The organism is Comamonas odontotermitis (assembly GCF_020080045.1).
Taxonomy (GTDB): domain Bacteria; phylum Pseudomonadota; class Gammaproteobacteria; order Burkholderiales; family Burkholderiaceae_C; genus Comamonas; species Comamonas odontotermitis.
Window position 1 is genome coordinate 3,254,323 of sequence record NZ_CP083451.1, and the last position, 25,404, is coordinate 3,279,726.

Annotated in this window: 20 protein-coding genes and 1 pseudogene; 7 read left to right on the forward strand and 14 right to left on the reverse strand. The window is 55.8% G+C overall.

The genetic code is table 11. From position 1 onward, the window contains the following. Positions 1-75 precede the first annotated feature (75 nt). The gene (locus tag LAD35_RS14955) at positions 76-327 is read right to left on the reverse strand and encodes a hypothetical protein (RefSeq protein ID WP_224149800.1); all 252 of its coding nucleotides are present in this window, start codon (positions 325-327) and stop codon (positions 76-78) included. A 4-nt stretch (positions 328-331) separates the two neighbouring features. Here LAD35_RS14955 and LAD35_RS14960 point away from each other — a divergent pair, with 4 nt between their 5' ends. Then, a complete protein-coding gene (locus tag LAD35_RS14960) occupies positions 332-1,492 on the forward strand; it encodes a DUF7933 domain-containing protein (RefSeq protein WP_224149801.1) in 1,161 nt (386 codons plus the stop codon). A gap of 534 nt (positions 1,493-2,026) precedes the next feature. Here the strand turns inward: LAD35_RS14960 and LAD35_RS14965 are convergent. After that, complete coding sequence (locus LAD35_RS14965; protein ID WP_224149802.1) at positions 2,027-2,428, reverse strand: hypothetical protein; 402 nt, start codon at positions 2,426-2,428, stop codon at positions 2,027-2,029. A gap of 276 nt (positions 2,429-2,704) precedes the next feature. Here LAD35_RS14965 and LAD35_RS14970 point away from each other — a divergent pair. Next, positions 2,705-3,352 (forward strand): annotated as a pseudogene (locus LAD35_RS14970) (IS5 family transposase). Between the two features lie 194 nt (positions 3,353-3,546). Here the strand turns inward: LAD35_RS14970 and LAD35_RS14975 are convergent. Next, positions 3,547-5,337 carry a prealbumin-like fold domain-containing protein gene (locus tag LAD35_RS14975; protein ID WP_224149803.1) on the reverse strand — a complete coding sequence of 597 codons (1,791 nt, stop codon included), beginning with the start codon at positions 5,335-5,337 and terminating at the stop codon, positions 3,547-3,549. Positions 5,338-5,963: 626 nt separating this feature from the next. Next, positions 5,964-6,332: a hypothetical protein gene (locus tag LAD35_RS14980; protein WP_224149804.1), complete on the reverse strand. Its 369-nt coding sequence runs from the start codon at positions 6,330-6,332 to the stop codon at positions 5,964-5,966. Between the two features lie 806 nt (positions 6,333-7,138). Between LAD35_RS14980 and LAD35_RS14985 the strand changes: the two genes are divergently transcribed. After that, positions 7,139-9,217, forward strand: coding sequence for a DUF5979 domain-containing protein (locus LAD35_RS14985; RefSeq protein WP_224149805.1), 2,079 nt, complete (start codon positions 7,139-7,141; stop codon positions 9,215-9,217). Between the two features lie 279 nt (positions 9,218-9,496). Here the strand turns inward: LAD35_RS14985 and LAD35_RS14990 are convergent, their stop codons facing one another. Next, the gene (locus tag LAD35_RS14990) at positions 9,497-11,014 is read right to left on the reverse strand and encodes a hypothetical protein (RefSeq protein WP_224149806.1); all 1,518 of its coding nucleotides are present in this window, start codon (positions 11,012-11,014) and stop codon (positions 9,497-9,499) included. Between the two features lie 164 nt (positions 11,015-11,178). Next, the gene (locus LAD35_RS14995; protein ID WP_224152728.1) at positions 11,179-11,469 is read right to left on the reverse strand and encodes a hypothetical protein; all 291 of its coding nucleotides are present in this window, start codon (positions 11,467-11,469) and stop codon (positions 11,179-11,181) included. A 136-nt stretch (positions 11,470-11,605) separates the two neighbouring features. Here LAD35_RS14995 and LAD35_RS15000 point away from each other — a divergent pair, with 136 nt between their 5' ends. The 3 genes from LAD35_RS15000 to LAD35_RS15010 all read left to right on the forward strand — a co-directional run bounded on the left by LAD35_RS15000 (position 11,606) and on the right by LAD35_RS15010 (position 13,795). Then, positions 11,606-11,821, forward strand: coding sequence for a hypothetical protein (locus LAD35_RS15000; RefSeq protein ID WP_224149807.1), 216 nt, complete (start codon positions 11,606-11,608; stop codon positions 11,819-11,821). Between the two features lie 47 nt (positions 11,822-11,868). Beyond that, positions 11,869-12,150 carry an XRE family transcriptional regulator gene (locus tag LAD35_RS15005; protein ID WP_224149808.1) on the forward strand — a complete coding sequence of 94 codons (282 nt, stop codon included), beginning with the start codon at positions 11,869-11,871 and terminating at the stop codon, positions 12,148-12,150. Between the two features lie 553 nt (positions 12,151-12,703). After that, positions 12,704-13,795, forward strand: a complete 1,092-nt coding sequence (locus LAD35_RS15010; RefSeq protein WP_224149809.1) for an IPTL-CTERM sorting domain-containing protein — start codon at positions 12,704-12,706, stop codon at positions 13,793-13,795. Positions 13,796-13,820: 25 nt separating this feature from the next. Here LAD35_RS15010 and LAD35_RS15015 read toward each other — a convergent pair whose 3' ends face one another. The 8 genes from LAD35_RS15015 to LAD35_RS15050 form a co-directional block, all read right to left on the reverse strand. Then, positions 13,821-14,354, reverse strand: coding sequence for a hypothetical protein (locus LAD35_RS15015; RefSeq protein ID WP_224149810.1), 534 nt, complete (start codon positions 14,352-14,354; stop codon positions 13,821-13,823). Beyond that, entirely contained in the window at positions 14,351-14,899 is a 549-nt protein-coding gene (locus LAD35_RS15020) for a glycoside hydrolase family protein (RefSeq protein WP_224149811.1), read from the reverse strand. The genes LAD35_RS15015 and LAD35_RS15020 overlap by 4 nt, the downstream gene beginning before the upstream one ends. After that, positions 14,896-15,138 (reverse strand): holin, encoded by a 243-nt coding sequence (locus tag LAD35_RS15025; RefSeq protein ID WP_184708059.1) that lies wholly within the window; start codon positions 15,136-15,138, stop codon positions 14,896-14,898. The genes LAD35_RS15020 and LAD35_RS15025 overlap by 4 nt, the downstream gene beginning before the upstream one ends. A 67-nt stretch (positions 15,139-15,205) precedes the next feature. Continuing rightward, on the reverse strand, positions 15,206-16,072 hold the full coding sequence (locus LAD35_RS15030) for a hypothetical protein (protein WP_224149812.1): 867 nt from the start codon (positions 16,070-16,072) through the stop codon (positions 15,206-15,208). Between the two features lies 1 nt (position 16,073). Next, on the reverse strand, positions 16,074-16,736 hold the full coding sequence (locus tag LAD35_RS15035) for a DUF4376 domain-containing protein (protein ID WP_224149813.1): 663 nt from the start codon (positions 16,734-16,736) through the stop codon (positions 16,074-16,076). Further along, the gene (locus LAD35_RS15040) at positions 16,737-18,056 is read right to left on the reverse strand and encodes a hypothetical protein (protein ID WP_224149814.1); all 1,320 of its coding nucleotides are present in this window, start codon (positions 18,054-18,056) and stop codon (positions 16,737-16,739) included. Further along, a complete protein-coding gene (locus LAD35_RS15045) occupies positions 18,056-18,988 on the reverse strand; it encodes a hypothetical protein (RefSeq protein WP_224149815.1) in 933 nt (310 codons plus the stop codon). The genes LAD35_RS15040 and LAD35_RS15045 overlap by 1 nt, the downstream gene beginning before the upstream one ends. An 89-nt stretch (positions 18,989-19,077) precedes the next feature. After that, the gene (locus LAD35_RS15050) at positions 19,078-24,765 is read right to left on the reverse strand and encodes a phage tail length tape measure family protein (protein ID WP_263434660.1); all 5,688 of its coding nucleotides are present in this window, start codon (positions 24,763-24,765) and stop codon (positions 19,078-19,080) included. On the opposite strand from LAD35_RS15050, the gene LAD35_RS15055 reads away from it, so the two are divergent. Further along, positions 24,712-25,401, forward strand: coding sequence for a hypothetical protein (locus LAD35_RS15055; RefSeq protein WP_224152868.1), 690 nt, complete (start codon positions 24,712-24,714; stop codon positions 25,399-25,401). The genes LAD35_RS15050 and LAD35_RS15055 overlap by 54 nt on opposite strands. Positions 25,402-25,404 lie beyond the last annotated feature (3 nt).

Here is a 25,404-nt window from a genome sequence, read left to right on the forward strand (position 1 = left end):
ATTTTCCTGGATCAGTCTTGCTCTCGCATCGCTTGTAACTGCACATTCTCACGCCGTAGAAAACAGCCGAGTGATTCAATTCAACGGCCAAGCTGCACCGGCACCGGCCTCGAGCGCAACCGTATCCAGCACAAACGGCTCCATGACCATCTCGCCCATGGTGGCTGGCAATGGTTTGAACTTTCCAGCCAGCCAATCGTATGGGCTCAACGTACCAGGAACCCCAACCGGTACAACCTTCACCATCACCCCTGCCACCACGGCGGTTCCACACCGGCTGGGAGTAAGTGACCAGCGAACCTCCTCCACCCAGTAGATCAGCGCCAAGTGCGTGAATCCCACCACATTGGCGCTGGAGCCCTGCGATTTCGGCAACACCACCCTCTTTCCCCGCACCTTCAACCCCCCAGGTGGTGGCGCGTTCTACCAAATGGCGGATGTGCAGTGGAATAGCGCCCTCCAGCAACTGGTAGTGACCACGCCTGGGCCAAGCAACCAGAACATCCAGAGCACCGGCATGTATATTGACCTGCCACCCTATGTAAGAGAGGTCACCTTCCGCGCAGACAATTTTGGGAATGCTGATACGATATTCGGATTTGTAACAGTTGCCGATGCACCCAGCGTGACCAAAGCATTTTCGTCCGCTGCAGTACAGCCCGGCGGCCAAAGCACGCTGACCATCACGCTGAAGAACCCTGACTTGGGCGCATCGGTGCCTGGAGTGAATCTGACCGACGTATTACCTGCACCGCTACAACTGGTCAGCGCTACGCACACCTGCACCGGTGGCACCTTGACGGGTGCTGCAGGCAGCAGCACCCTCTCCTTGACCGGAGCCACCATTCCGGTGGGCGGCTGCCAGATCACGGCCCAGGTGCAATGGCCAGACACCAGCGCGGGCATCAGTGCTTGTCAATCAACCCCAAGCGTCACCAATACCATCACACCGCCTGCGCAATTCAATACTGCCATCGGCCAGATGGACACCCCCGCTGCTGCAGCCCTGAGTTGCAGCTATACGCCACCCCAAGTGAGCATAGCCTGCTTGCCTGCCGAAATCACCGATTCACCTGCCCAGACTTCCACCTGCACGGTAACTTCCACATTGCCCGCAGCAACAGGTGGCCTGAGCATCAACCTGGGCTTGCCTTCGTCCAACCCGCGTTATTCCACCAATTGCACCAGCCCACTGCTGATTGCCGCTGGCGCCACATCTGCCACCTGCACCATAACTGCCACCGCGAATACAGTGGTTGGCGATGGCGATGTTGTTGCTGCATTGTCCATTGCGCCCCCCAGCAATGCGAATGACTACACCGTCACCGGAACACCGGTCCAGGTAACGGTCAAAGATGACGACAAGGCCAGCCCGCAAGGCACAACCGCTGCGGCCCCCGTTCCATCATTGAACAGTCTTGCCACCATACTGTTGTCGCTGATTTTTGCTGCATTCGGCTTGGTAAAGGTCGGGCGCAGACCAGGCAACTAAAAACACGCTGAAAAGTAAAGCCAGTCAGTCCTTGACTGGCTTTTTGCAGAAATCAACAGCTATACATGGGATACACCCATATTCGCACCCGCATCATTCAGTATCGTAGGCAGACAATTGGTCTTAAGCAGCGTTACAAATACCTGGTGCGTAGACCAGCCAGCGATCGGGGCAACACCCGCGCCCAGCAACACGTTGGCAGGACTTGCTGCAACGACCGCATTTATCGCGGCATTCTGAATTCGTCAACGTCGTCACGTTATAGGAAAGCGAAGCAATCCAAGCTTAATCCGAAACAAGGACTGTCACTAACCCGCAAACGACAGAAACCTCCCAAGTGCCATAGTGGCGCCGGGGAGGTTCTTTTTTCCTGTATCAGCAGTTACCCTTTTTAGCTTGGCCTGGAGGACAACCATGAGGATGCGGTTTTTTCCTAGGTGCGTTGTCGTAGTAACCGTCGCCATATACAGCACAGCCACTCAGCAACAACGCGACAGCTGCAATGGACAGAATCTTTTTCATGAGTGGGAACCTCTATTGATAAGAGGTGCAGTCTAAAAGACTGGCACATGCATGCTGTAAATCATTGTTCTTGCCCATCTCCGAGGCCTGATCACCCGCATCACAGTTCAGGCTACGCTCGGTGTTCACCTGATCGCACAGTTCAGCTACTTCGACGTCTCGTTGTTGAAGAACGCCTCTGATTCCTGTAGCCACAACTCGGTCTCTTGCAAGACTCGCATCGAGGGCCGAGGCTTGATCCACGAGATCGTGGCTGGCAGTGATATCGGCTTTGCCTTGCGCACGACAAATGGCAGCTCTGCTGTCGGTGTCACGGTGCAGGCGCTCAGCACGGAGCAGTTCAGCGCACACATCACCATCAATGCCGAACTTGAAAGCGGCCAGACGATTGGCGTTGTAGAGCGAGTCTTTCACATGCTTCCCCTCCAGTCGGGCGATTTGGGTTTCATCGACGCGAGTGGTCACACCCTAGGACTAGGCGCCCCGCCAAACCTATGCAACAAACGCACTGGGTGCGGGATTGAACCCGGCCTATATCGCCAGACAGATGGAGCACAAGAACGCGAAGATGCCCCTCACGGTCTACGCCGAGTGGACAGATGGAACTGACCAACCTGGACAGGTGCTCGGAAATGAAAAGCCGCCCTAAGAACGTGTTCAAAGTCTCCTCGGAAGTGTGAGAATGGGGGGGTGAGAAAAAGCTATCCAAGCGACATCAGTCGCGAACAATTCGAGATCATCAGGCCCTTGCTGGAGAGCGCGCGCAAGAAGACGGCACCGCGCAGAGTGGAGCTGTATGAGGTGTTCTGTGCGGTACTGTACCTGCTCAGGAGCGGCTGCCAGTGGCGCATGCTGCCGGAAGAGTTTCCCAAGTGGCGCACGGTGCACTCGTACTTTGCGATCTGGAGTGAGCCTCGTGAAGGAGGCAGCCTGCTGGAGCAGGCACTCAAAAAATCAGGTTGGCGCGGCCCGAGAGAGACAGGGGCGCAACGCATGCAGCGCGCACTTGATCGTGGACGCGCAGAGCGTGAAGAACACGGACACGGCAGCCCTGAAAGGTTATGACGCGGGCAAGAAGGTATCGGGCATCAAGCGCCACCTTGCAGTGGATACGCAGGGTTTGCCACATGCAGTAGCCGTGACCACGGCTAATGTGACGGATCGCAAAGGAGCGAGCTACACACCTTCAAGGTCATGCCCAAGCGCAGGATCGTTGAGCGCAGCTTTGCCTGGCTGGACAAGAACAGGCGATTATGGAAGAACTGCGAGCGGCTGCTCAATACCAGCTTGCAGTTTGTCCATCTGGCCTTCTTGGTTCTGCTGCTCAAAAGACTTTGAACAGGTTCTAAGAGCATTCAAGGCCCAGGGCCTAGGACACAGGCTGGCAGATCCATACCAATGATGTGCTCTGCAACGATCTCAGGGCTGGCCGCACAAGCGAAAAAAACCTCCCCAGTGCCTTATCTGGCACCAGGGAGGCTCTTTCTATTTTTCTTGAGTATTCGATCTGGTAGGCCTAACAGTATTAGCCACTAGTGTCGTTTGGCCTTCAAACTACGAAGTGAGAAAGCCCATAACAATATCGCCGTTATAACCAAAGCCAAGGGTGTATCAACAGGCACGGGTTTGGAGGACGCTTGATTTACGTTTGTAATGTCAGTCGCACAATGAGAATCCCCTTCCGAGCAACTACCCGGCACTGGAGGAGCACCTCCGTTGTTAGGATCTCCTCCCCCTCCCACTGAGGCAGTATTAGTCACTCGAAGGGCTGCACTTTCGCCAACTGCAACTGGTAGATTGATTGTAGAAACACCACCTGCTGCAATGGAAGCAGGGCTGATACATGTTACATCCTGACCGCTGACAGTACAACTCCAGCTTCCACTATCTAGATTATTTGCAGAAATTCCTGCAGGCAGACTATCACGCACAGTGATATCACCAAATGTTGGAGCAGATCCAGCATTAATAACACTCAGGGTGTAAGTAGCTCCGCTTTGTTGCACGCCCCAAGGTCCATTACTTGACTTTGCCAACCTCAGCTTAGGGACAGGATTTACATTAATTATTATATTGGCTACCGCCGCAAGCCCCTCTACATCTTTAATTTGATAGGGAATTGTAACTACACCGGTGAACCCAGGTGCCGGTGAAAACGTATATTCCCCAGCTACATTTACAGTGATAGTTCCATTTGCCAGATTACGAATGCAAGGAAAAAAATTGCAGGCAGAGCCATTCAGATCAAATAGAGTAATACCAGTTCCTGTGTCATTCACAAAAATCGAAGCTCCTCCATTCACTGGTACATCCATTGCAGTAGACTGTGTATCATCTACTGCAACCAACAATGAATTCGTGAAGAGGCAAGTAATATTAGCTGCTGGATGGAGAAAGCTTGACGGTATCACAAGGGTGTTACCTGAGCGTGTTCCGAATTCGCTCGCATTACCAGTAATTGCTCTATTTGCATCTGTGCAAGATGCCTTTGCCTGGCGCCAGCCAGATGGAGAACTCGGCAAGGTTTCGGCAATGGTGATTGGCACGATAGGGTTTGAAACAAATGCCGTTGGGCCATCTACTGGCGAATTGATTGCTGTCGTTGTCAATACTGAAGTCGGCACCGAAAGATTTGTGTTTTCAAAAGAAAAACTCCCGACCGCGCCTACACTAAGTTTCCGAGTAGTAATACAAGTTGGAATTGAAGCCAAGCCATAGCCCACAAGGTCTCCAACATTAATCCCTGAAGCGGTCAGGGTTAAACTTGAGACTAAATTGTTTGAATTTCCAACCAGCGCCCCTGACTCTCTAACCGTAGGGGTAGTAGAAGTTTTTGAGATTACGCCGCTTGAGGAAGTATAAGTTAGTGGATTCAGGGGTGAATTGCTGGCTCCATCCAACATACTCGAAAAACCAAAATCGCTTGATCCAGCACCTCCTGTCACTGAAAGAGTTAATAATGGAGAATATGGAGAAGGTATTGATGTTCCCACACCTATATCAAACACCACTAAAGCCACACGATTCGCCGGCACTGGTGACGAAAATGTGTATGTAACTGATGTATTGCCTGTTGCCCGCAAATAGTTAGCGCTAGCGAATGCTCTGGCAACTCCATTTACATTCTGCAGTATAAACGAACCACCTGGTAAAAAACTAGACGCCGAACCGACACTCACACTCACCGTACTATTGTAGGACTCTAGCTGAAAACTGTTTCCGGAGGCTGCACTATTGCCCCCTAATGCACATGTTTGGGCTTGCGCGGCAACCATAGCGCTCAACAGCAACAAGCCTCCCAAAAGACTATTTACGCTCATCATCACTAGTTGCCGAAAAAATTATTTACTCTCATGATGAAACCTCTCATAAATGAAGAATGCACTTCATGATCCCGGGAGATAATCACGTACTCTTTAACGATAAAAATAGCACAGAGGAATACCGGTGAGCATTGTGAACTCCCACCAATGGGGCTGTGTATTGCATACAAAATCTTCTTGAACGCCCCACACCCCTATGACTTATACAGGAAATTTATTTTTTTGATTTTGCTTTATTTAATTTTTCTTTGATTAATCATCAAGTCGCTTAGAATTCCCCAACGCAAGAGCATTTCTTTTTTTATTTGCAGCAACATTCGATTCATTTAACAGACAAATAACAATCGATTGCTACAATTCAAAAAATCCTAGTCATCACATGGTGCATCTCTCTCGAATTTCTATTGAATATTGCGAGCCTCATTCCCTGTATCACCGTTCAGAGCGCGCTCAATGTTCACCTGGGCGCAAAGTGCGGCGACTTTGGCGTCTCGCCGCTTGGAGCCGCTAACACAACCCAGCAAATCGTAGATTTGCGGTTGAGACGAGGCGCGAAGCCGCAGGCAATACAGACGTACGACAAGGCTGGGCGCCCCCGGCGAAGCAACGACGTATCAAGGGTTGTGTTAGCGACTCTTAAGAGTGCCTCCGATTTCCGCGACCACCCCGACGCCTTCTGTAAGCTGGCGGTCGAGGGCAGAGGCAATATCTGCGAGAGCGCTGCGGGCAATGAAGTCGGATTCGGCTTGCGCGCGATAAGTGGCGGCTCGGCTGTCGGCGCTGAGTTGCAGGCAGTGAGCGCGCTCAAGCTCAGAGCGCACATCAACAGCAATGCCAGTCTTGGGGGCTATCAGGCGGTCGGCGTTGTAGATCGTGTCTTTTGCATGTTTGCTCTCCAGTTGGGCGACTTGGGTTTCGTCATCTCTGGCAGCCCCTGCGTGGTTGGCCATGTCCTGCGTCTGGACGATCTCGCACTTGCCTACCTGAGCGGTCATGCCTCACCCGTTCACCAGCGCACTGGGGGCAAACAGGGCAATGCAGGCCAAATTCGCAGAATCAGATTGCAGCCCTGCTCTATCCGCCCAGCGTTGATGCTATGGACGGCCTCGGGCTGGATCGCCGCACATGACGTGATCGATGTGGATTTTGATCGCCGCAGCATCAAGGGCGATGCTGAATACCTGAACCCCGCCTACATTGCGCGGCAGATAGGGCACAAAACGCGAAGATGCTTTTTACGGTCTACGCCAAGTGGATAGATGGAGTTGACCGGGGCCGGGAGTTAGCCAAGCTGGAACAGGTGCTCGGAAATGAAAAAACCGCCCTGAAAGGCGGCTTGATCTATGGAGAACATTCTGAATGTCCCCCCAATGTCCCTGAAGTTTCCGGAAGCTGGTCTCTTCCGAATGGGAACATTGGTAGGCGCGATTGGACTCGAACCATAAATGTAGGGCAATCAGGTCGCATTCTGTCGTGGCGGCTCTCTGGAGCGTGCGACTGGCTGCGACCTGAAAACCCATTCAGTTCCCTGAAAAGTTCCCTGGGGACTTACGCCAGCATCTCTCAACGCACTGCACACAGTGTTGGAGCGATACTAGAGGCGTTCCATCGATCGACAGAGCCACTACAACAGGCACAGACATCGGCTATCTAGTCCGATGTCTAGGCCCAAATCTGCAAATTAGCAGCATTGAGAAAATTTAACAATCTATAGTGTTTGTTTCTGATAAACGATCTAGGATAAAAACAGAATTACAACTATATTAAAAAATTACCGCATTGATACACTCAATAGAACGACATGGACGGCACTCTTCAACTTGCAGTTTTGCACCAGAATTTTCCCATCTCTGCATCGCATTTTGGGAAATTATCCATCCAGGTAGGTTTGCTTGCAGGCCTAGTCGCGGCTCCCCAGCTGGCGCTAGCGGTATGTCCCGCTAACCTAGCCGCATCAACATACACCTCTCCGATACAAGACGGTGGTTCTACCTGCGTTTATACGGCTGACCCAATAGCAGTAACAGTCAACGCTTGGACGGCGACAGGATTGGTACAAGCATCGGGCAATACCACGGTCAATGGAGTGCTAACCGTCACGGATACGGGAGGCAACAACAGCCGAGGGATCTTTGTAACAGGAGCCGGGATCGGAAACTTCGTGAAGGATGTGACGGTCAACAAGCCCAACGGCGCCAACAACGCAGCTGGTATTGAAAAAACTGGAACTGGCACGGCTACCTTTCAAGGACACGTCGCCGTGACTTCCAACACGGGAGCCCCTACGGCAACTGTTAACACCCGCGACGGAGTACGTAACAACGCAGGAACAGCCAACTACCAGCAAAACCTCATCATCACTAGCCAGGGCGGCACCCGTTCTGGGTTGTATGTTGGCGCTGGTACGGTGACAGTGGGTGGTAATCTTGTGCTGGACTTCCAGTCCAACTACTACAGCACAAATTACGCGCCGCTGTGGAGCCAAGGCGGCACCACCACTGTGATCGGTAGCACCAACGTCACCACCGCAAGCGCTTCGGGCCTCACGCCGGGTGTGATGGTGGCGAACTCACAGGTCAACCTAAATGGCCCCACCTCCGTAACGGTAGCGGGAGCAGGCGCTGCAGCGGTGTACATCCGAGCAGCAGGCATTGCTCAGTGGCCACTAGCTGGCAACACCATCAATGCATCAGGTGCAGCGGGAATTGGTCTGCAGCTCCAAGGCAATGGCAGTTTCACCGCTGGCCCAGGCCTCACGGTCAATGCCTTGGGCACTTCCTTCAACCACCTGGGAGCAACAGGTAGCCTCAGTCTGGATGCTGTAACTGCGACCATGGCCCCAGTAGTATGGAATGCCGATGCTACAAGCGCTACCACCTATACCGGCAATGGGGGGCACTACAAAGGCGCCAGCCTGTTGGCCAGCGGTGGACAGCTAACCTTGAACCTAAACAGTGCCGCGCTGTGGGAGGCAACCGCAGCTTCTGCCTTTACAGTGCTAAATCTGCAAAGCAATGCTGTGCTGGATGCTTCGTTGCTTCCCAGCTTAGCGGCTACGGGCAATCTGAACAATGCCGGAGGGGTCGTGTCTCTGGCACGCAGCGACTCCAGCCCTACCAACACATTGTCATTGGCCGGTCTCTATACCGCCAATGGCGGCTCACTAGTGATCAATACCTTGCTCAACGATGCATCCACTTCGGTGAGCGACGTGCTAGAGGTGGCATCGACAGCGGTAGCCGGTGCCCCTACCCTACTCTCTATTCTGCCTGATGCGGCCAGCTCACCAGCATTCACTAGCGGTAAAGGCATTCTGGTGGTGCGCGTGACTGGCGGTGCTGCCAACTCGGTCACCAGCGCCTTTGCCCTGCCAGGCGGTTATCTTGACGCTGGCGGTATTCGCTACGAACTGGTACGTGATGTAGACGATGGCAACTGGTATCTGCGTTCGGTAGCCGCAGCGCAGTTGACTGTGAACAAAGTGGTGACCGGGCCGTCAGGCGCATCGCCCTTTGCCGGAGAGATTCCTTTCACCGTAACTTGTACCGGTCCGGCAGCGTCCTTTAGTGGTAGCGTGATAGTAACGGCCAATCAAGGTAGCGCTATGCCCATCACCATTCAGCAAGGCAGTGTCTGCGCGGTGGCTGAAGGCTCGCTGCCCGACGCCCCTACAGGCTACCGTTGGGCGGAGCCAAGCTATACGCAGCCGGCTACCATTGCCATTGGAAGCAACACAGCCACTATCACCAACACCTTGATCTCCAATACGAATGAGCCAACGCTAAAACCGGTCCCCTCCATGGGTACACTAGCCCTTAGCGCGTTGTCACTGGGGCTTGCAATTATGGGCCTTGGTCAGATGCGTAGACGCCAAAGCTAATACACGAAAGCCACCTTCGGGTGGCTTTTTCTTTAGGCTTCTGCAATATGGCTTCCGTAACAGCGCCAGCGCTAGGCTACTGCCGCGTAGGAGTGGCAGCAGAGCGAGCTACCTGCCGCCCGAACCCGGCGAGACCCCCTACCCTTCGCCGGGTTCCACCTGCGCCAGCATCCTAGTCTTGCCTGATGTTGATTTTCAAGACCACCGTTGTAGGTCCGAAAAATCAACATGGGGGTGTCGGACCTGAGTCCAGCAGAGGCTCAAATTTCTATTTTGGCTCTAATACACCATTTCCAGTGCTTCATGCACGCCATGCCTATCCACAATGCGCATGCCCGTGAGCGATTTAGCCTTGGAATCACTAGGCATGCTACCAGTAGGTACAGTCGTGCCTTCGAGCAGCGCTTTACCGAAGGCTATGCCGTTGTCGTTTGTAAAACGGTAGTCAATGATGTAGCGCGTGTCTTCTCGTGAAATGGCAGAACCTTGGGCGCAACGCACCTGTCGAGCGACGGTATCGGTGTAGCTGCACAAAACGCCACCGCCCTTAGCAGTATTGCCCACTACTTCGGTGAGCCGCAGCATTGTAGTCTTGTCATTCGTCTCGTCGTAGAAGGCCCAAGTGCCCAGCAAGCTTTGCGGATCAGGTGCCTGCACACCAAATCGGTAGCGTTGGATAGCCAGCGGCCCCTCGCCCGGAAAACGCACCACTCCCCGGGTCGGAGTATCAAAGGCAAGGTAGACCATGCCCGCATCGCCAGCCTCCATTCCCGAACGCGGGCCGCTGCCAAACCAGCGTCCGCCCTGATAGCGTTTGAGTGGACCTTGGCTTTGCAGGTCCTTGTATGGGCCTACTGCCAAATGAAAAGTGGCATTTCCCGTCGCATCGTAGTTGTACACCTGCATTACTAGGAGGTTGCTTTGTACATCGATCGCCATGCCACGGCCTGGCTTACCATCGACCTCAGAACTTACGACCCATGTACCACTCTCTGGTGCAGGGGAAAAGGCATACCGTGCGACGAATCCTGGCACATCCGACCCAGCTTTGAAATCTGCCAGGCGCGTACCTACCATGCGGTAGGTTTTCCCACCCGCTTGCAATGTGCCGCTCAACTGGCGGATGTATTCCTTGAATTCGGCCTGTATGCCGCTGCCAAAACAGCGGAAGGAATAGCTGGCCAGCGAGTATTGACATTGCGTCTGCGTAGTTACACTATTTACAGAGCGTGCAAAGTTCAAAATTATGTTACCAGTCTCGTCGGAGGTTTGTGTATTGGCTAAAAGCAGCTCAGCAGCATTTCCGTTTTCATCCAATAAAGCGAGCAACCACAGTTTGTCGGCCAACTTATCAGCGGATACGCCCTCAAAGCGGTAGCGCTCCATGGCAACTGCTTGTTCACCCGGAAATTGCACTATGCCCGTACCACCACTAGTGAAACTGATGTTCACCATACCGGCGTCACCATCTTCAACACCCGACAGTGGGCCGCTACCGAAAAAACGCCCTCCTTTATAACGCTTGAGTGGTGCGCTCACTTGGTTGTCCACCACATTTCCAATAGCTAGATAAAAAGTGGCGGCGCCATCTTCTCGGTAGTTGTAGACCTGCATAACCATCGTACCGTCCTGTACGTCAATAGCCATGCCCCGACCCGGTTTGCCATCCAATTCAGAGCTCACAATCCAGGTGCCGCTTTGCGGGGAAAAACCTGCACTGGCATAAGCAAAACAGCTACAGATTAAGACCGCTGTAGCCATGAGTGCCCGGGTGCAATCACGAACAAGAGACTTCATAGCGAGCTCCTTGAAAAAGTGGACAACAGATAGCCAAACACCATTTAACAGCATATTTACGCCGAGTCAAGCGAATCCATCTCTACTCAGGGCTTCTGAGTGCTCATTCATAACCCGGGCCAGATACTGACCGGGCGCGCTTTTTTCAATGTGCAGGCTCTGGATCATTTTTTCACTTCGGGGACGAATTGAATGGTGCCTATTTTCTCCGCCGCGATGCTGCTGGGTGTAGGCCGAATCCAATGGTTCCATAGTCCCTTCATCCAGGCCAGGGCATAGAGCACGCTCACGGCAAATATGCCCCACTGCTCAGCCTTCCATGAGGCATAGAACCAGAACGGCTGCCCGAGCATGCCGAAGATGCAGGCCCACCGCCTGAATGCCTCCGAGCGCGCCTGAGACAGCCAGGCAGCAGCAGCCCCGAGCACGGCAATGGCGATCTGATCTATCTGCATAAGCGCACCCCGAATCACTGGATAAAAGAACAGTATAAATAATTCAAGAAAAGACTTGCGCACTAGCACCAAAGGGGCTACATTAATGGACATGGGTAGCGCATATCGCGCAGCCCGACACCCCGAAAGGATGAACATGCAAAAGCACTGGAATATGGACGCAGCAAAGATCGAAGCCGAAGTTGGCAAGCTGATCGCAGAAGCAGGCAAGCTGCTCGCTGAGACCACAAAGCTCAATGCCGAAACCGCCAAGCTCAACCGAGAGCACTACTGGATGCCAGTAGCAGCAGGAGCTACAGCGATGGCCGGAATGATCGGTGCAGCAGTAGCAATCGCCAAGATGTTTATCTAAGCCAAGGCCCGAAAGGGCCTTTGTTCTTCCAGCGCAGAGAGCCGCTCATGATCGAATACACCCCACCCTCAACCGAGAACTTGGCCAAGCTGAAAGACCAACTCGGCCTAACTGGTGAACAGATGGCCGACTTGGCCAGCGTTGCCGGTGGCCAGCAGTGGCGCAAGTACACAGGCGGTGCGGAGCCGCGCAGCCTGGGGGTTCACATCTGCTTTCTCATGGCCGCACGCTTGGCGCTGTCGCCGGAGGAATTGGCCAAGGTCACAGCCAAGATGCGTGAGATGGGCGCGGACGTTGAAGCAATCAACCCAGTGCGAACTGCAACCTGACCGCACAAACGAAAAAAGAGCCTCCCGGGCGCCATTACGGCACTGGGGAGGCTCTTTGCTTTTTGCTTAAATAATGCTGAAAAGAAATCGATGTCGCCTTTTTATCACACTCAATGTTTCAATTGCTAACATTTGCCAATAACCCAATAATGAACTGTCAACAAGGGTTTATTGCACTCGCAACTTCACAAAGCAAACAATCAAACCGCTAAAGTTCTTCATCAATTAATCATAGCTATTTTAAATGGGAGTAATTATGAGGTCTTTTTGCATAGGGTTAGCTCGCACAGGTATCGCTGTCGCAGTTCTTGGTAGTGTTGCGTTAGCGGCCCAAGCTGCAACAATCCAAGTTGCTGCGAACTCAAATTACTTTAATGGTTGGCAGTTCAACACCTCTACCTCCCCTGGCACGGGCTGCGGATCGGAAAACACTCCTGCGACAACCACATTTGCAGGTACGCTTGGTGCAGGAACCTTCCAACTTACTGCGGATGCGTCCCCTGTGCCTGAGCAATGGCAGAACTGCCCGGCATGGAACTATTTTGGAGGAGGGATGCCTGCAGGAATCAGTGCTCCCTCAAGCGTAAGCACAGTCAACATTCGCAGGGGAAATACCCAGTACTCATTTCCCCAGGCGCTTCCCGTTGGCACGACATTTTTTGTGCAAGATGTCGATGCTCAAGAAACGGTGAACATTTCATTCTTGAGTTGCTCTGGTCAAGCAGTCGATGCAAGCGGCTTTGACCTGCTGCGTGTGTCCAATCCTTCCGCAACAACCCCTATTGTTACTCCCGGCGCTAGCTGGAGCGCAACCACCGCGGTTCTAAACAGCAACTCTCCCAATGAGTTGTTTGGGATCACTATCCGCGATAGCAATGTATGTTCCGTTCGGCTCGTAAGCACCGCAAATAATAATAGTGGTGGAGAGCTATTCTTTTTTGGTCTTCCTGCCGCCACGGTGACTGCTGTTGATGACACGGGAACCACAACCCCTGCAGTGCCAGTTACCGTCGATCTGCGCGTCAACGATTCCACGAACCAGCCGGGATATGTAAGTTTGAACACACCAACCATCACGACACAGCCGACCAATGGCACCGTGTCTATCGATGGCTCTGGCAATGCCGTGTACACGCCAAACGCAAACTTCACTGGCACCGACACCTTCAAGTACCAAGTCTGCACCCAGACAACAGTTCCTCAATGCGCGGAGGCTACGGCAACTATTACCGTAACTGCTATCCCTCCAACGCCTCCAGTCATCAACGACGCGAGCTTTACCACTCCGGTAAATACGCCAGTTACTGGCAATGCAGGCACTGGGGGACAAGTTCCTCCCGGCTCTGCCTTCCAAACAGCGACGCCACCAGCACATGGTCAGCTGACGATTGATCCAACGACTGGCGCATTCACATATACACCCAGCGCCAATTACACGGGCACGGACACCGCAACTGTTCGAGTGTGTCTACCCGCTCCAAACAGCACGGTATGCGATGACGCTGTACTTACCTTCAATGTGCAAGGCGGTGGAGGCGGTTCTTCTGCAACTCCTGTACCAACGATCAATGAGTGGGCTCTGATCGGATTAGCTACTCTGACTGCATTGTTTGGCTTTGGCCACCTTCGTAGACGCCAAAATTAAATAGCAACCGCCTCCGGGCGGTTTTTTATTGTCCAATGCATGCCTGATCGCTCGCGTCACCATTCAATCTGCGCTCGATGTTCACCTGGTCGCACAGCGCTGCTACTTCGGCGTCTCGCTGTTTAAGAGCGCCTCCGAGTTCCGCGACCACTCCGACGCCCTCTGCAAGCTGGCGGTCGAGGGCTGAGGCTTTATCTGCAAGAGCGCTGCGGGCAGTGGCGTCGGCTTCGGCTTGCGCGCGATAAGTGGCGGCTCGGCTGTCGGCGCTGAGCTGCAGCCTGTGAGCGCGCTCAAGCTCAGAGCGCACATCAACAGCAATGCCAGTTTTGAGGCTGGCCAGCTTGTCGGCGTTGTAGATCGTGTCTTTTGCATGTTTGCTCTCCAGTTGGGCGGTTTGGATTTCGTCGGCCCGGGCGGCTTTGGCGCGGGTTGCCACGCCCTGGGCCTGGGTGGTTTCGCACTTGGCTACCTTGGCACTCATGCGCCACCCGTTCACCAGAGCACCGGTGGCAAACAGGGCAATACAGGCCAGAATTCGCAGAATTACACCGGTGGTCATGCTGCCTCCAGACACAAGGCGCGCTCAGCTTGGCGGCGGTTCTGCAGGCCCTGCACATACTTTCCGCCAGCGTTTGACCAGTTGGGCGCACCAGAAGGCGTGCGGGCGATCAGATTGCAGCCCTGCACGATCTGGCCAGCGTTGATGTTTTTGACGGCCTGGGAGCCGCAAGCGCCCTCCTTACCCACGTTGATTGCGAACATGGTCAAACCGATCAGGCGCTTGGCCGTCAGGTAGTCCCAGTTGGCACACCCCAGCACGGCAAAGCCATGCTCCAGCAGCGTTGCCTTATTCACCACCCGGCATTGGTCATCAGTGAGCTTGTCGCCCACATTGGCTTTCCAGTCGGTACGGCCAGCGCAGTACGTAGGGATGCCATGCGCCAGGTTGTCGGCATAGACACTCAGGACATTGCCCTCCCAGCGCTCCAACATGGTGTACGCCAGGGGACTGGTCAGCGCGGCCAGCAGAGCTGCAGGGATCGCCCCCTTGCGCGCCAGCGAAGCCGGAATGCTCGGCTCTTTTGGAATCAGTGCATCTGTCATAGCTCATCCCATCCCGTACCAAATTTGTGCTGCATGCGCGCTTCCATCTCGCGCGCCTCGCGGCGGTCTTTACGCCAGGACCAATACTGGCTGCAGGCCCAGCCCAGAACACCGATCAGCAAGCCGCCGATCACGCCCCACTCGGACACCGTGAGCCCGCTCACAAATGCACCTGTTGCCCCGCCATAGGCTGCAGCCTTGCCCGCGACAATCGCGCCGTTTTCTGCACCATTGCTCATGCGCGCCCCTCTCAGATATGAAAAAACCCGCTGGGCGCACCATGCGGGTATGTGAATCACAAAAAAGTCAGTTAATCAGTCCGCCAAGCCGTGTGCCAGGTGCGGCCCAGGTAACAAAACTGTTGCCATCGACTGCAGGGCCCGCAGCGCCAGCAGGAGCCGCCCGGATCGAAATGCCGGTTGCCGAATATGAGCCGCCGTAGTCTGTGATGCCGCTGCCCACATTCCCGGCCAGGCCCCATGTGCCGCCATCACCACCCTTGCCGCCAATTGCCCAAGGCTTCGTCTGCCCACCAAGCACCGCTCCGGGGTGTTCCCGCCTGGTGGCTGATAGGCCAAATCCCTGTCCATTGACAGTCAGGCCGCTGAACGACGCAAAGCCTTGCCCTGAGCCACCATAGCCGTCATCAGAAATAGTTCGGGTCGTGTTGTAGTCAACAAACCGGCCATCGCCTGCACTGCCGCTGCCACCACCACCGCTGATGATCCCCTGGTTGTTGATCGTGACTGGAACCCGCGTCTTGAATGCGAATGAGCCGGGATTGCCTCCAATACCAGCACCACCGCTCATAGAGGCCCCCACCCCGCCGATGCGCGTACCGGCAGACACGTTCAAAGTGATGCCACCAGCAAAGGCGGTGCTCCCTAGGTCAAGCGAATTGATCAGCGGCGCAGTGATATTGACGATCAGCGGCGCCGATCCATTCCAACCTGCAGCCGTTGCCAGGGACCGAATATTAGGCTGCGCCACACTGGCGGAGATATTCAGCACAAAGGCATTCGACTTGCCGTAGAAGTGCGTAAAGCCAATGTATCCAGAGGCAGGAATGCCAGCCGCCTTGCCGTAGAGCTTGGTGAAGGTCACGGGCTGGGCGGTGCCGAATTCTGCCCCTATGGCCCTCAGCGTAATCAGACCAGTAGATGGAAGCGCCATATCACGCCCCCCATCCTTCGTTGATCATCACCGCCAGCACCAGCAGCGCATCAACCTTCTTGCAAAGCTCGATCTGCTCGGCAAAGTCGGCTTCATGCGCAAAGCAGCCCTGCACATGGGCGAAGACTGCACCGCCGAACATCTTGATAGCCTCAGCATCCAAGGTCACGAAATGGTTGTCAGCCTTCCAGCGCACAGTGGTGGCCGGATCGTCAATCGCTCGGGTGTACGCGCCGGTAATCGTGGCTTGGCTCTCCCGGTCGGTCTTGACCTGGGAGCCATTGATCAGGATGCCGCCCGTTTCATGCTGGTAGCGCACATCTGCCAAGCGCAACAGCAGACGCTCTTTCAGCACCGGAAGATTGGCATCAGCCCGCAGATCGACAGCTTCTACCGGGCGCACCCACTCACCGCCGACAAGCTGCGGCAGGCCCACGCGCGCATCCTCGAACCACTCAAGAGCACGATCGAGGGGCTGAATGGGTGCATTTGCGTTCTGCTCTTGCAATTCCTCCAGTGTTAGCTCGGGCAGCAAGGGCAGATTGGTTTCAGCCCACGCCTTGAACTCTGGATAGTTGGGGTCCTGGTCATCGAAGCGGATCACCTTGCCATCGGCCAGGCGCGTGACGCTCAAATAGTCTCGATTGAATTGATATGTGCTCATTTATGCCACCGATTCCAAGGTTGTTTGCCCAGCAGCTCCGTTGTTCTCGATCACAGGCGCATAGGTGCCGCCACAGACGATTTCCCCATAGCGGTAGTACAAGCCGCCGCTGTGCCCAAAGGTCAGGGCGTTGGGAAGCATTCGGGTCGCCCCAGGATCTACTACCCCCAGTGGGTAATCGATGAGAAAGGTATCCTCCGTCTGGTATTCCTCAAGCACAGTGAGCACGTATGTCTCTGATGTGGAGCCGAACCCGGGCAAGCGCATCTCAATGAAGGAGCCGCTATTGGAGCTGTAGCCGCTGATGCGATACTGATAGGGATAGGCGTAGAAATAGGAATATGCTCCCAGAACACGGATCGATGCCCAGGAGTCGCCACCAGCGCCTGCAGTCGTCTTGGAGAAGGTGATTTCTGCCGCCCAGTGGCGCTCTGGACACGACAGAATGAATCTGGAATACAGGGGCCGATTGGAGCTGCCGAAGTAGCAAAGCGTGATCCACTGTGAGCTAGCAGTGTTCAACACCACCTTGCGAGTGCCGCCAACAGTCAGTTGCGCGAGCGTAGCCGGATCACGATATTTCAGCCGGTCGCTGAATGTCTTCTTGCCTGCAATCGGCTGATCACCAGTGAGCAGCACCGTTGTGGCAATTGCTGTATTGAGCGCGGTTGTCGTAACCGCGTCTGTCAGGCCTGCTGCTGCAACAGTGGTCGGCTTGCTCAGCAGGTTCGCCCAGGTATTGCTGGCCTTCAGAACAACATCGGTCAGCCAGCCATTTGCAAGCGTCGGCTTGTTGAGCACGTTTTCCCAAGTCACCGTACCCACATCCGGGTCGGACATGCCCAGCTTCCAGACCGTGCCGCTCCACCAGTACCATGCCCCATTGGTCGTGTTGGTGAACCAGGCGCCCAGGGTAAGCGGACCGCCCTGATTATTGGTCGTGGGCGGGGCAGCTTTCGGCCCCAGGTACAGCATTTGCATGCTCAGCAGGCTTGCAGCCGCAGCGCTCGCGCTTTGCTGGGCATTTCCAGCCGAAGTAGCAGCAGCATCCTTGGACGCCTGGGCGGAGTTGGCAAAACCCTGGGCGGCGTTTGCCGATGTTGCTGCGGTGTTAGCGCTCGCCCCTGACGCCTGGGCCTGGGATTGTGCATGCTCGGCGTTTGTCTTTGCAGACACACCCACATCATGCACATCAGAGCCCCATCCAGGCATATTGCCCGTGAAGACTTCAGCAGTCTGGCTGAACTCCTCTTCATCCATGGTGTTGCTGTCGGGCACCGTGCCCAGGTCACGGATATTCGGTACGTTTGCGATTGCCATCAGACAACCCCTTTCACATTCACATTGAGCGATGTAGTGCGCGATGTGACGGGCTGCCAGCCAATGCTGAGCCATCCCACCGTTGCAATAAATCGGTATTTCGTCTTGCTGGATGCATAGACCGACACAGGCGTGTCCTTGAGCTTTTCCACCAGCGCGAATAGGCGGTTGGATTCGTCCGAATCCACCACAACAGGAAGCGTCAAATTGACCGCTGAGCCGCGCGGCACCAGGCGGAAAGTCCCATCCTCGAATTCCTTGCGGAAGCTGTAGTTCTGGATCTCGGCGCTGACCCCGAACAGGGTGCCGGAGCGCGAGCCAGAGCTGCGCACGCCGAATGCCGTCCAGTTGCCCACCGACAGCCAGCCCACGGCCACGGCCTGGTCTTCGTCTGCGGTGATGGTGATGGTGATCACCATCGAAGACTTGTAGGGCAGACCTTCGAGCCGGTAGCTCTTGACTGGAGAGCGTTCCCTAAAGAAGTATTGCCACCAGCCCAGGCGTGGGAGTTTCAGACGCCGATCGATGGGCGGGATGAGGTCGGGCCCGCCGACCCCATCCGTTACCTTGATCTGCAGCCGGTTTCCCTGCAGGCCATGCAGTGAGATGCCATCAATGAACGGCACTTTCAGCACATAGGTGAGCACCCCCTTGCGGCCTACCTGCGCGGTTTGGACGTAGGAGTCGAAAGGCGCATAGCGGTTGCATGGCCGAATATCGCTCCAGCTCAGCTCGTCCGCTGGCGGGGGCTTGCTCAGGTCATCCGGAACCTTGGCGCAGCGGAAGATTCGCCCACCGTAGACCCGTTCATTGCCGATGGCCACAGTCTGGCCAGAAGTCCACGCCACCTCTCCTGCCTCGGTATCGACCGCAGGAATTGTGCCCGCGAGCATCATGCTGTCAGTGATGGTTTTAGGCACTAGGACATACATTGCAGCCCTTTCAAAATAGAGATGCCCGCATGGGGGTTAGCCATGCGGGCAAAGAAAAGCCGCCTCAGGGGCGGTTAAAGACAGTCAGCTCAGCGGGCAGGCTCGGCGTCCGCCATATCGAGGGTGCGCATGGCGTTTCCGCCCTCGGTCACCTCTTTGAGGATCTCCGCCGTCTGGTTGCCAAAGGATGCGCCCGCTCCGGTGTTCTCCTCGATGGCTGCCAGCTTTGCCTTGACTTCGCGCAGCTCGGCCACAACCTCGGCCAGTTGAGCAGCGTTACCGCCACCCTCCAAAGCCGCGATCAGGGCCTTGTTGTCGGCCCGAGGAATCACCCGCTCACCGGCATGCAAGTTCGCCTTCATGTCGTAGGGCACGAAGTTCGTGCCAACATCGAATGAAGGGCGCTTCACATACATCTGCTTGGACGGGTCCCAGTCGTACATCTCCAGGCCGTACTGCTTGCCACCCAGCCAGTAGCCGTCATAGACAGACTGACCAGCTTTCAAGCGCTCCCACTGGTCCTCAGACAAGGCCGCGTTCTTGCTGACCCCGCTGGCGTCGTACTCGCCAGGCTTGACGCCCCTGGAGCCGTCGCTGTAGTACGCACGGCCCTCGGCATCAAAGCCGATGATCGTGGGGTACTTCGAGGAGCCCGCCACCGAGCCGCCCAGCGATGCGCCGCCAGAGGATGAACCACCGGAGGAGCCGCCAGAACTGCCCGAGCTGCCGCCACTGGAGCCGGAGCCCACAGAGCCGCCGCCCGTGGAGGTGGAGCCACCTCCGACCAACTTGGCCATTGCGTTGACCGCATCTGCAACCGACAGCGTTGCGTCTATCGATTCCTGGCCATAGTTGTTCCAGAAGTCCAGAATGCCATCGAGCCGCTCAATCTGGGCATTGCCCGCGTCGATCAGCTTTTCTGCATCGGTCTTCTGGGTGTCGGCGTACTTGCCCAACTCGTCCAGCTGCCCGGCCAGCACCTTCTTTTCATAGTCCAGTTCGACCTGTGAGCCGAAGTAGTCCATGACGAGGCCGGAGCTGGCCGCGTTGATCGCCTTGTCGGTCTGGTCGTAGTCAGGCAGGCCCAGGCCCTGCCGCGCCCGCTCCAGCGCGTTCTCGATGTAGACCATGCCAGCCGCAGCCTGCATAGCCAGAACATCTTCGATTGGATCGCGCAAAGAGGCTGCGGCATTCGTCACCAGGGTAAAGAAGCTGGCCGCCTTCTCCAGCGATGTTTTTGCATCGCTGACGAACTTGTCCCAGTATTCCTTTTCCCGGCCAACCGCGCCCTGCAGGTTCTTCATGGCCATCGCATAGGCCGCGTCGTAGGCCTTCTGCGCTGCAGCCTCTGCGGCATCCCGGGCCTTTTGAGCCTCTTCGTCCGCCTTGGCCTTGTCCTGCGCCGCCCATACGTCCTTTTGCAGCTGGATTACGGAAGGGTCCTTGTACTTCTCCAGCTCAGCCAGCTTCTTCTCGCGCTCGCGCCTGGTGGCCTCAGCATCGTTACCCTGTGCTCTGAGCAGGTCCAGGGTCAGATCGTCTTTGATACCAGCAATTTCTGCCAGCATGTCAACCATCTGCTGCATGGCATTGTCCGAAGCGGTGTAAAGCTCATCGAACACGCCCGACATATCGAGCAGCATCTTGTAGAGCTTTTGGCCCGCCTCGGTGCTGCGGTCGATGCCATCGACCATCTTGCGGAACTCTTCGCGCGAGCGGGGGACGGTCAAGCCAAGGCCCTCAAAGGTCTTGTTCACCTCCTCCATCTTGCGCTGCTGGTTCTCCGCGTCAGAGTAGAACTTGTCGTAGTAGGCTTCCTGCGAGGACCTGAGCGCCGCTTCCGCCTGCTCTGCAGCCGAATAGACCACATCGAAGGCATCAGCCATGCCAATCAAGGCCGCGTAGAGCTTGCGCCCGGCTTCGGTCGACACGTCGATGCTGTTGATGTAGTCCCGCAGGGCTTGGCGGCTCATCGGCATAGCATCAACACCAAGTTTCTTCAAAGCGTCTTGGAGCAGGCGCGTTTGGTTCGCCACCTTCTCTTCATCGCTGAAAAACTTGTCGTAATACTTGCTGGTTGCCGACAGGAACTTATCAGCCCCGCCAAAGGCATCAATCAGCTCAGACGCCATATCAGCGCCAGCCAAGCCCACGGTAAACAGCGTGTCGCCGACGGCTTTGAACCACTCATTTGCCAGCGTGATAGAGCCTGACAAGCGGGTGAGTGCTTCGAGCTGGGTTTCCCCTGCCCGGGTGTACTCCTCGCTGGTTAGCACCAGACCACCCATCTGCTCGGCGATCTTCTGGAATTCCTCCTGCAGCTTCTTCGTGGCTTCTTCTGGGCTCAGGTCCTTGAGGTCAACCTTGAACTTGGCGGTAAAGCCATCCAAGGCCTCACCACTCAGGCCCACGGCCCCAGCCATGTCGCGGATCGCCTTGTCCATCGTCAGGAACTGGTCGCCCAGGCCCTTACGCATTTCCTCGGGCATGTCTTCGTAGGTCGTTTTGTTCGACCGGAAGAGTCCGCCCTTGTAATACTTGTACAGACGCCCCTCGAAACCGGACTCTCCGCCAAACTCGCCCTCGATGCCCGACTCTTTGAGCTTGCGCCCAAAAAGCCCGCCAATCGCGCTGCCCAGCCAAGAGCCGATCATTGTGCCGATGCCCGGCAGGATGTACGTGCCAATGGCAGAGCCGATGGCCGCGCCATAGTCACCCTTGGCAAGCGCCACCACCGAGCCAAGATAGCCCACGGCAGAGCCCAGACCGCCCTCCAGGCCGATCCCCTTGAACCAGGTATCAACATTGGAGATGGTGCTGCTGAAGTCCATCATGGCGCCACCAACGGAGGTGAAGCCGTTGTTCACCATGGAGATGCCGTTGTTCCACATCCAGTCGGCTGCCGCCGTGCCCATGTTGGTCCAGTTGGTCATCCCTCCATTCATCATGTTGGATGCACTGCTGGCCATCTGGCCTACCGCGCCACCTCCGCTGCCACCTGTCATACCCATCAAGTTGCCCACCAGATTGACCACGATGGGCTTGATGAACATCCTGTAGATTTGATCGGCGACTGTGGTCTTGAAGGTGGTTGTCAGACTCTTGGTGAAGCTCTTCCAGCCGTCTTTGCCGTTGTTGAGCATGTCAGCAAAGCCCTGAGAGAAGATCTGGTCGTACTGGTCAACCGTCTTCTTCCATTCGTCCACCATTGCTTGCTGCACTTTGGCCTGGGCTTCTTCCAGAGCTGCTGTCTTTGCCGCTTCGCTAGCAGTTGCCAACTCGGCGCCTTGCAACCCCTTGCGCTCCAGCTCGGCTATATCCTTTCTGATCCGAAGTTGCGCCTCTAACTGCGCAATAGCCTTTGCCCGCTCAATCCCAGACAGGCCCATCAATTGAAGCTCTTGCTCTGATACGGCCATCGACTCGCGGGCAGCGCGGGTGCGCTCCTTGAAGGTATCAAGGGCCTTGTTCAACTCGGCCTTTGACATTGCGGCATTGACGCGCTGCTGCTGAGTAACTTGAGCTTCGAGCTTCTTCGCCAAATCGGAATATCCATTGGCCTGCACTTCCGCCGCCAGAGCATCTTTCAAGCGCTGGGCAGTCATCTCGCCAATAACGATTGCCGACTTACCGTAGTGCTTGTTGGTCTCTTCGAGTTGATCTGCCTGGCGTGCTAGAGATGCCGCACTCGATCCAGCCTCCTTCTCTCGCAGTGCAGTTAAGGTGCGCAGATGCTCTTCCTTGGATTTGAGCTGCGTCTCTTCACTCAGACCATTTTTGGCGGCATCAGCCATCACCTTGTCATAGCGTGCCTGCTCAGCCGCCATCTCCTTGGTGTATCCCACCACTCCAGAGATTGCCGCCCCGTAGTCTTGCCACGCAGCATCAGCACCCTTCAAGGCATCTTCCAATGCTTGATGCGACTGCATCAATGCATCTGCGTTCGACTTTGCAATGGCATCCTGCTCCAGCGCCTTTTGCTCAGCTTCTGAAAGAGTCTTCCAATGCTCCGTCGCCTTCATGCCGATGAAGTCGGCCATGATCTTGTTGTAGCCCGCTTGCTGCGCTGCCATAGATGCCGTGGCCGCAGCCGTGGCGTCTTGCATCTCCCGGATTTTTTGCTGAGTGGCAATGGCCTCCTTGTTGAGTGCCACGCCGGGAACAAGGCCGTTGTAGTTCCCCTGCGCATCAGTGGTGAACTGGCCCAGCACCTTGCCTGCATACTTTTGGCCTTCAGGACCCATGTTCTGCAGCCAATCGCCACCAACACCGGCCTTGGCAATGGCCTTGTCGACATTGCCCTTACCCGAGTGGTAGGCGGTGAGCGCTTTGACAGCATCACCGTCAAAGCTGCGCATCAGGTACTCGATGTAGGCAGAGGCAAGTGTTCGCCCATAGTTGGCACCCTGCTCCAGACGGGCTTTGCTCCACTCCACCCCAGCCAACTGGGCCATGTGTGGGCCACTGGCGGGCATGATTTGGTACATGCCCAAAGCGCCGACGCTACTGGTGACGACGTTGCCGCTACGGTCAGTTTGGCGCCCACCGGACTCCACGCGCGCCACAGCATCAAGCATCGCATCACGATCAATGCTCCGCTGGTTGGCGGCATTGTTGGCGCGAGACGCACGAGCATAGTCGGCCTCAACCTTTCCGAGGTCCATGCCGCCCAGGCGTTTTGCCGCTTCCACAGCCTTCTTGTACTCTTCGGCCAGTTGCCGCGCGACTTCCAGCCGCTTTTCCTCTACGGTCTGCCCCTGCTTTGCCGCCTGGGCCAGAGCATCAGATGCATCGATGTAGCTTTTGTTGTCCGCCGCCATGCGAGCAGTGACGCTATCGACCGACTGCATTTGCGACAGGAGCGCCTTCGTCGCCTCTATCTGCTTCTTGAGGTTCTCAAGGCTTTTCTCCCTTGAGGATCGCATTGCCGCAGAGTCCACTGCAAGAGGAGCCGATTGCTTTTGCTCCAGCTCTTCCTGCAGCCTGGTGAGGTTCTCTTGTGCCTTCTGCAATGGCGATTCTGGACGGCCAACGTCCAGCATCTTGTCCCAGGCCTTCTTTGCGGTATCGCCGACGCTTTTCCACCCACGCTCCAGAACACCCAGATTTGCAGTGATCTCGGCTTGGCGTGCCTTCATCGTATTGGAGTAGGCGCGCTGCGCAACTTCCGCAGCCTCCTGTGTTTTGCCTTGCTCGTCCAGCGCCCGAATCTGCTTGTAAACGTCAGCAGTCAAGAAATTCATCTGCTCGTTGAGCGCCATGGACGCTTTGAGCGGATCTTTGGCAAGTTCAGCAAATTGCTTGGCAGTTTCCGCCACTGCCTGCCCCGTGGCCTTCTCCCACAGAATTGCCGATGCTGTGAATTCCTGAAGGTTCTTGGAACCTACCTTGCTCTTTTGAGCCATTTCGGCCAACCCAGCCGCAGCAGCCCCTTGCGTGCCAACCACGGCGGCCATGGACTTGGCCATGGAGCTAAGTTGGTCGACGGAGGTTCCCGCCTGGTTGCCCGTAAGAACCAGTATCTTGCGGAAGTTGTCGGCCTCCTGACTGCCTTGGTAGTAGGCCAGCCCGAGCACACCAACCGCAGCGCCAGCAACAGTGAACGGGTTGACCAGACCCAGGATGTAGCCGCTCATGGCCTTGGCCGCAGCGCCAACCCCGCCAAAGGAGCCCACAATCTGCGAACCCTGCTGCAACAGCACGGTTAGCGGTGCCTGACCACCTTGGAGGGACACAAAAATGTCCTGAAACTGCAGGGGCAGCTGTTGCAGCGCCATTCGGGTCTGGCCCGCAGCAATTCCCACTTTGCCAAAGCCAGACTCAGCCGCGCGGAGCCTTGCGAGCATTGGCGCAGCTTCGTTGGTGAGTCCCATTTCTGCGGCTTGCAACTCCAGCAGTTGAGTGCGCGTTTTGCCGATGGCATTGGACTGCTCACGCAAAGAACTCAAAAAGCTATCGTTGCGCGCCGAAGTCGCTTGTTGTGCCTTTACCGCAGCAAGCGCAGCCTCGGCCTCGCGCGCCTTATGAATAAGCGGGTCAAATTTCGCAGCATCAAGGCCGCGCAATTCGATTTTTTGCGAAAATGCGCTAGAAAGGCTCTCTCCAGCCTTGGCTGCAATCGTGGTCTTTTCAATGTATTTTTGAAGCGCCGTGGCAATAACAGATTCACCCTTGGTGAACTTCTGCGCCACAGTGGACATGCCGTCGCCAATTCCGTCGACGCCCTTTGCGGCGCGTTTCCCCGACTGCTCCACGGATGCCGCCATGCTGGCTGCATCGTCCTTGACCTCCTGAAACGCGCCCTTGGCACTGTTCTTGGCAACAATGTCAATTTCCGCTTTGCGGCTATCGCCTTCTGCCATTTTGAACCCCGCAAAAAGAAATGGCCCGACCAGAATTGGCCGAGCCATTGATAA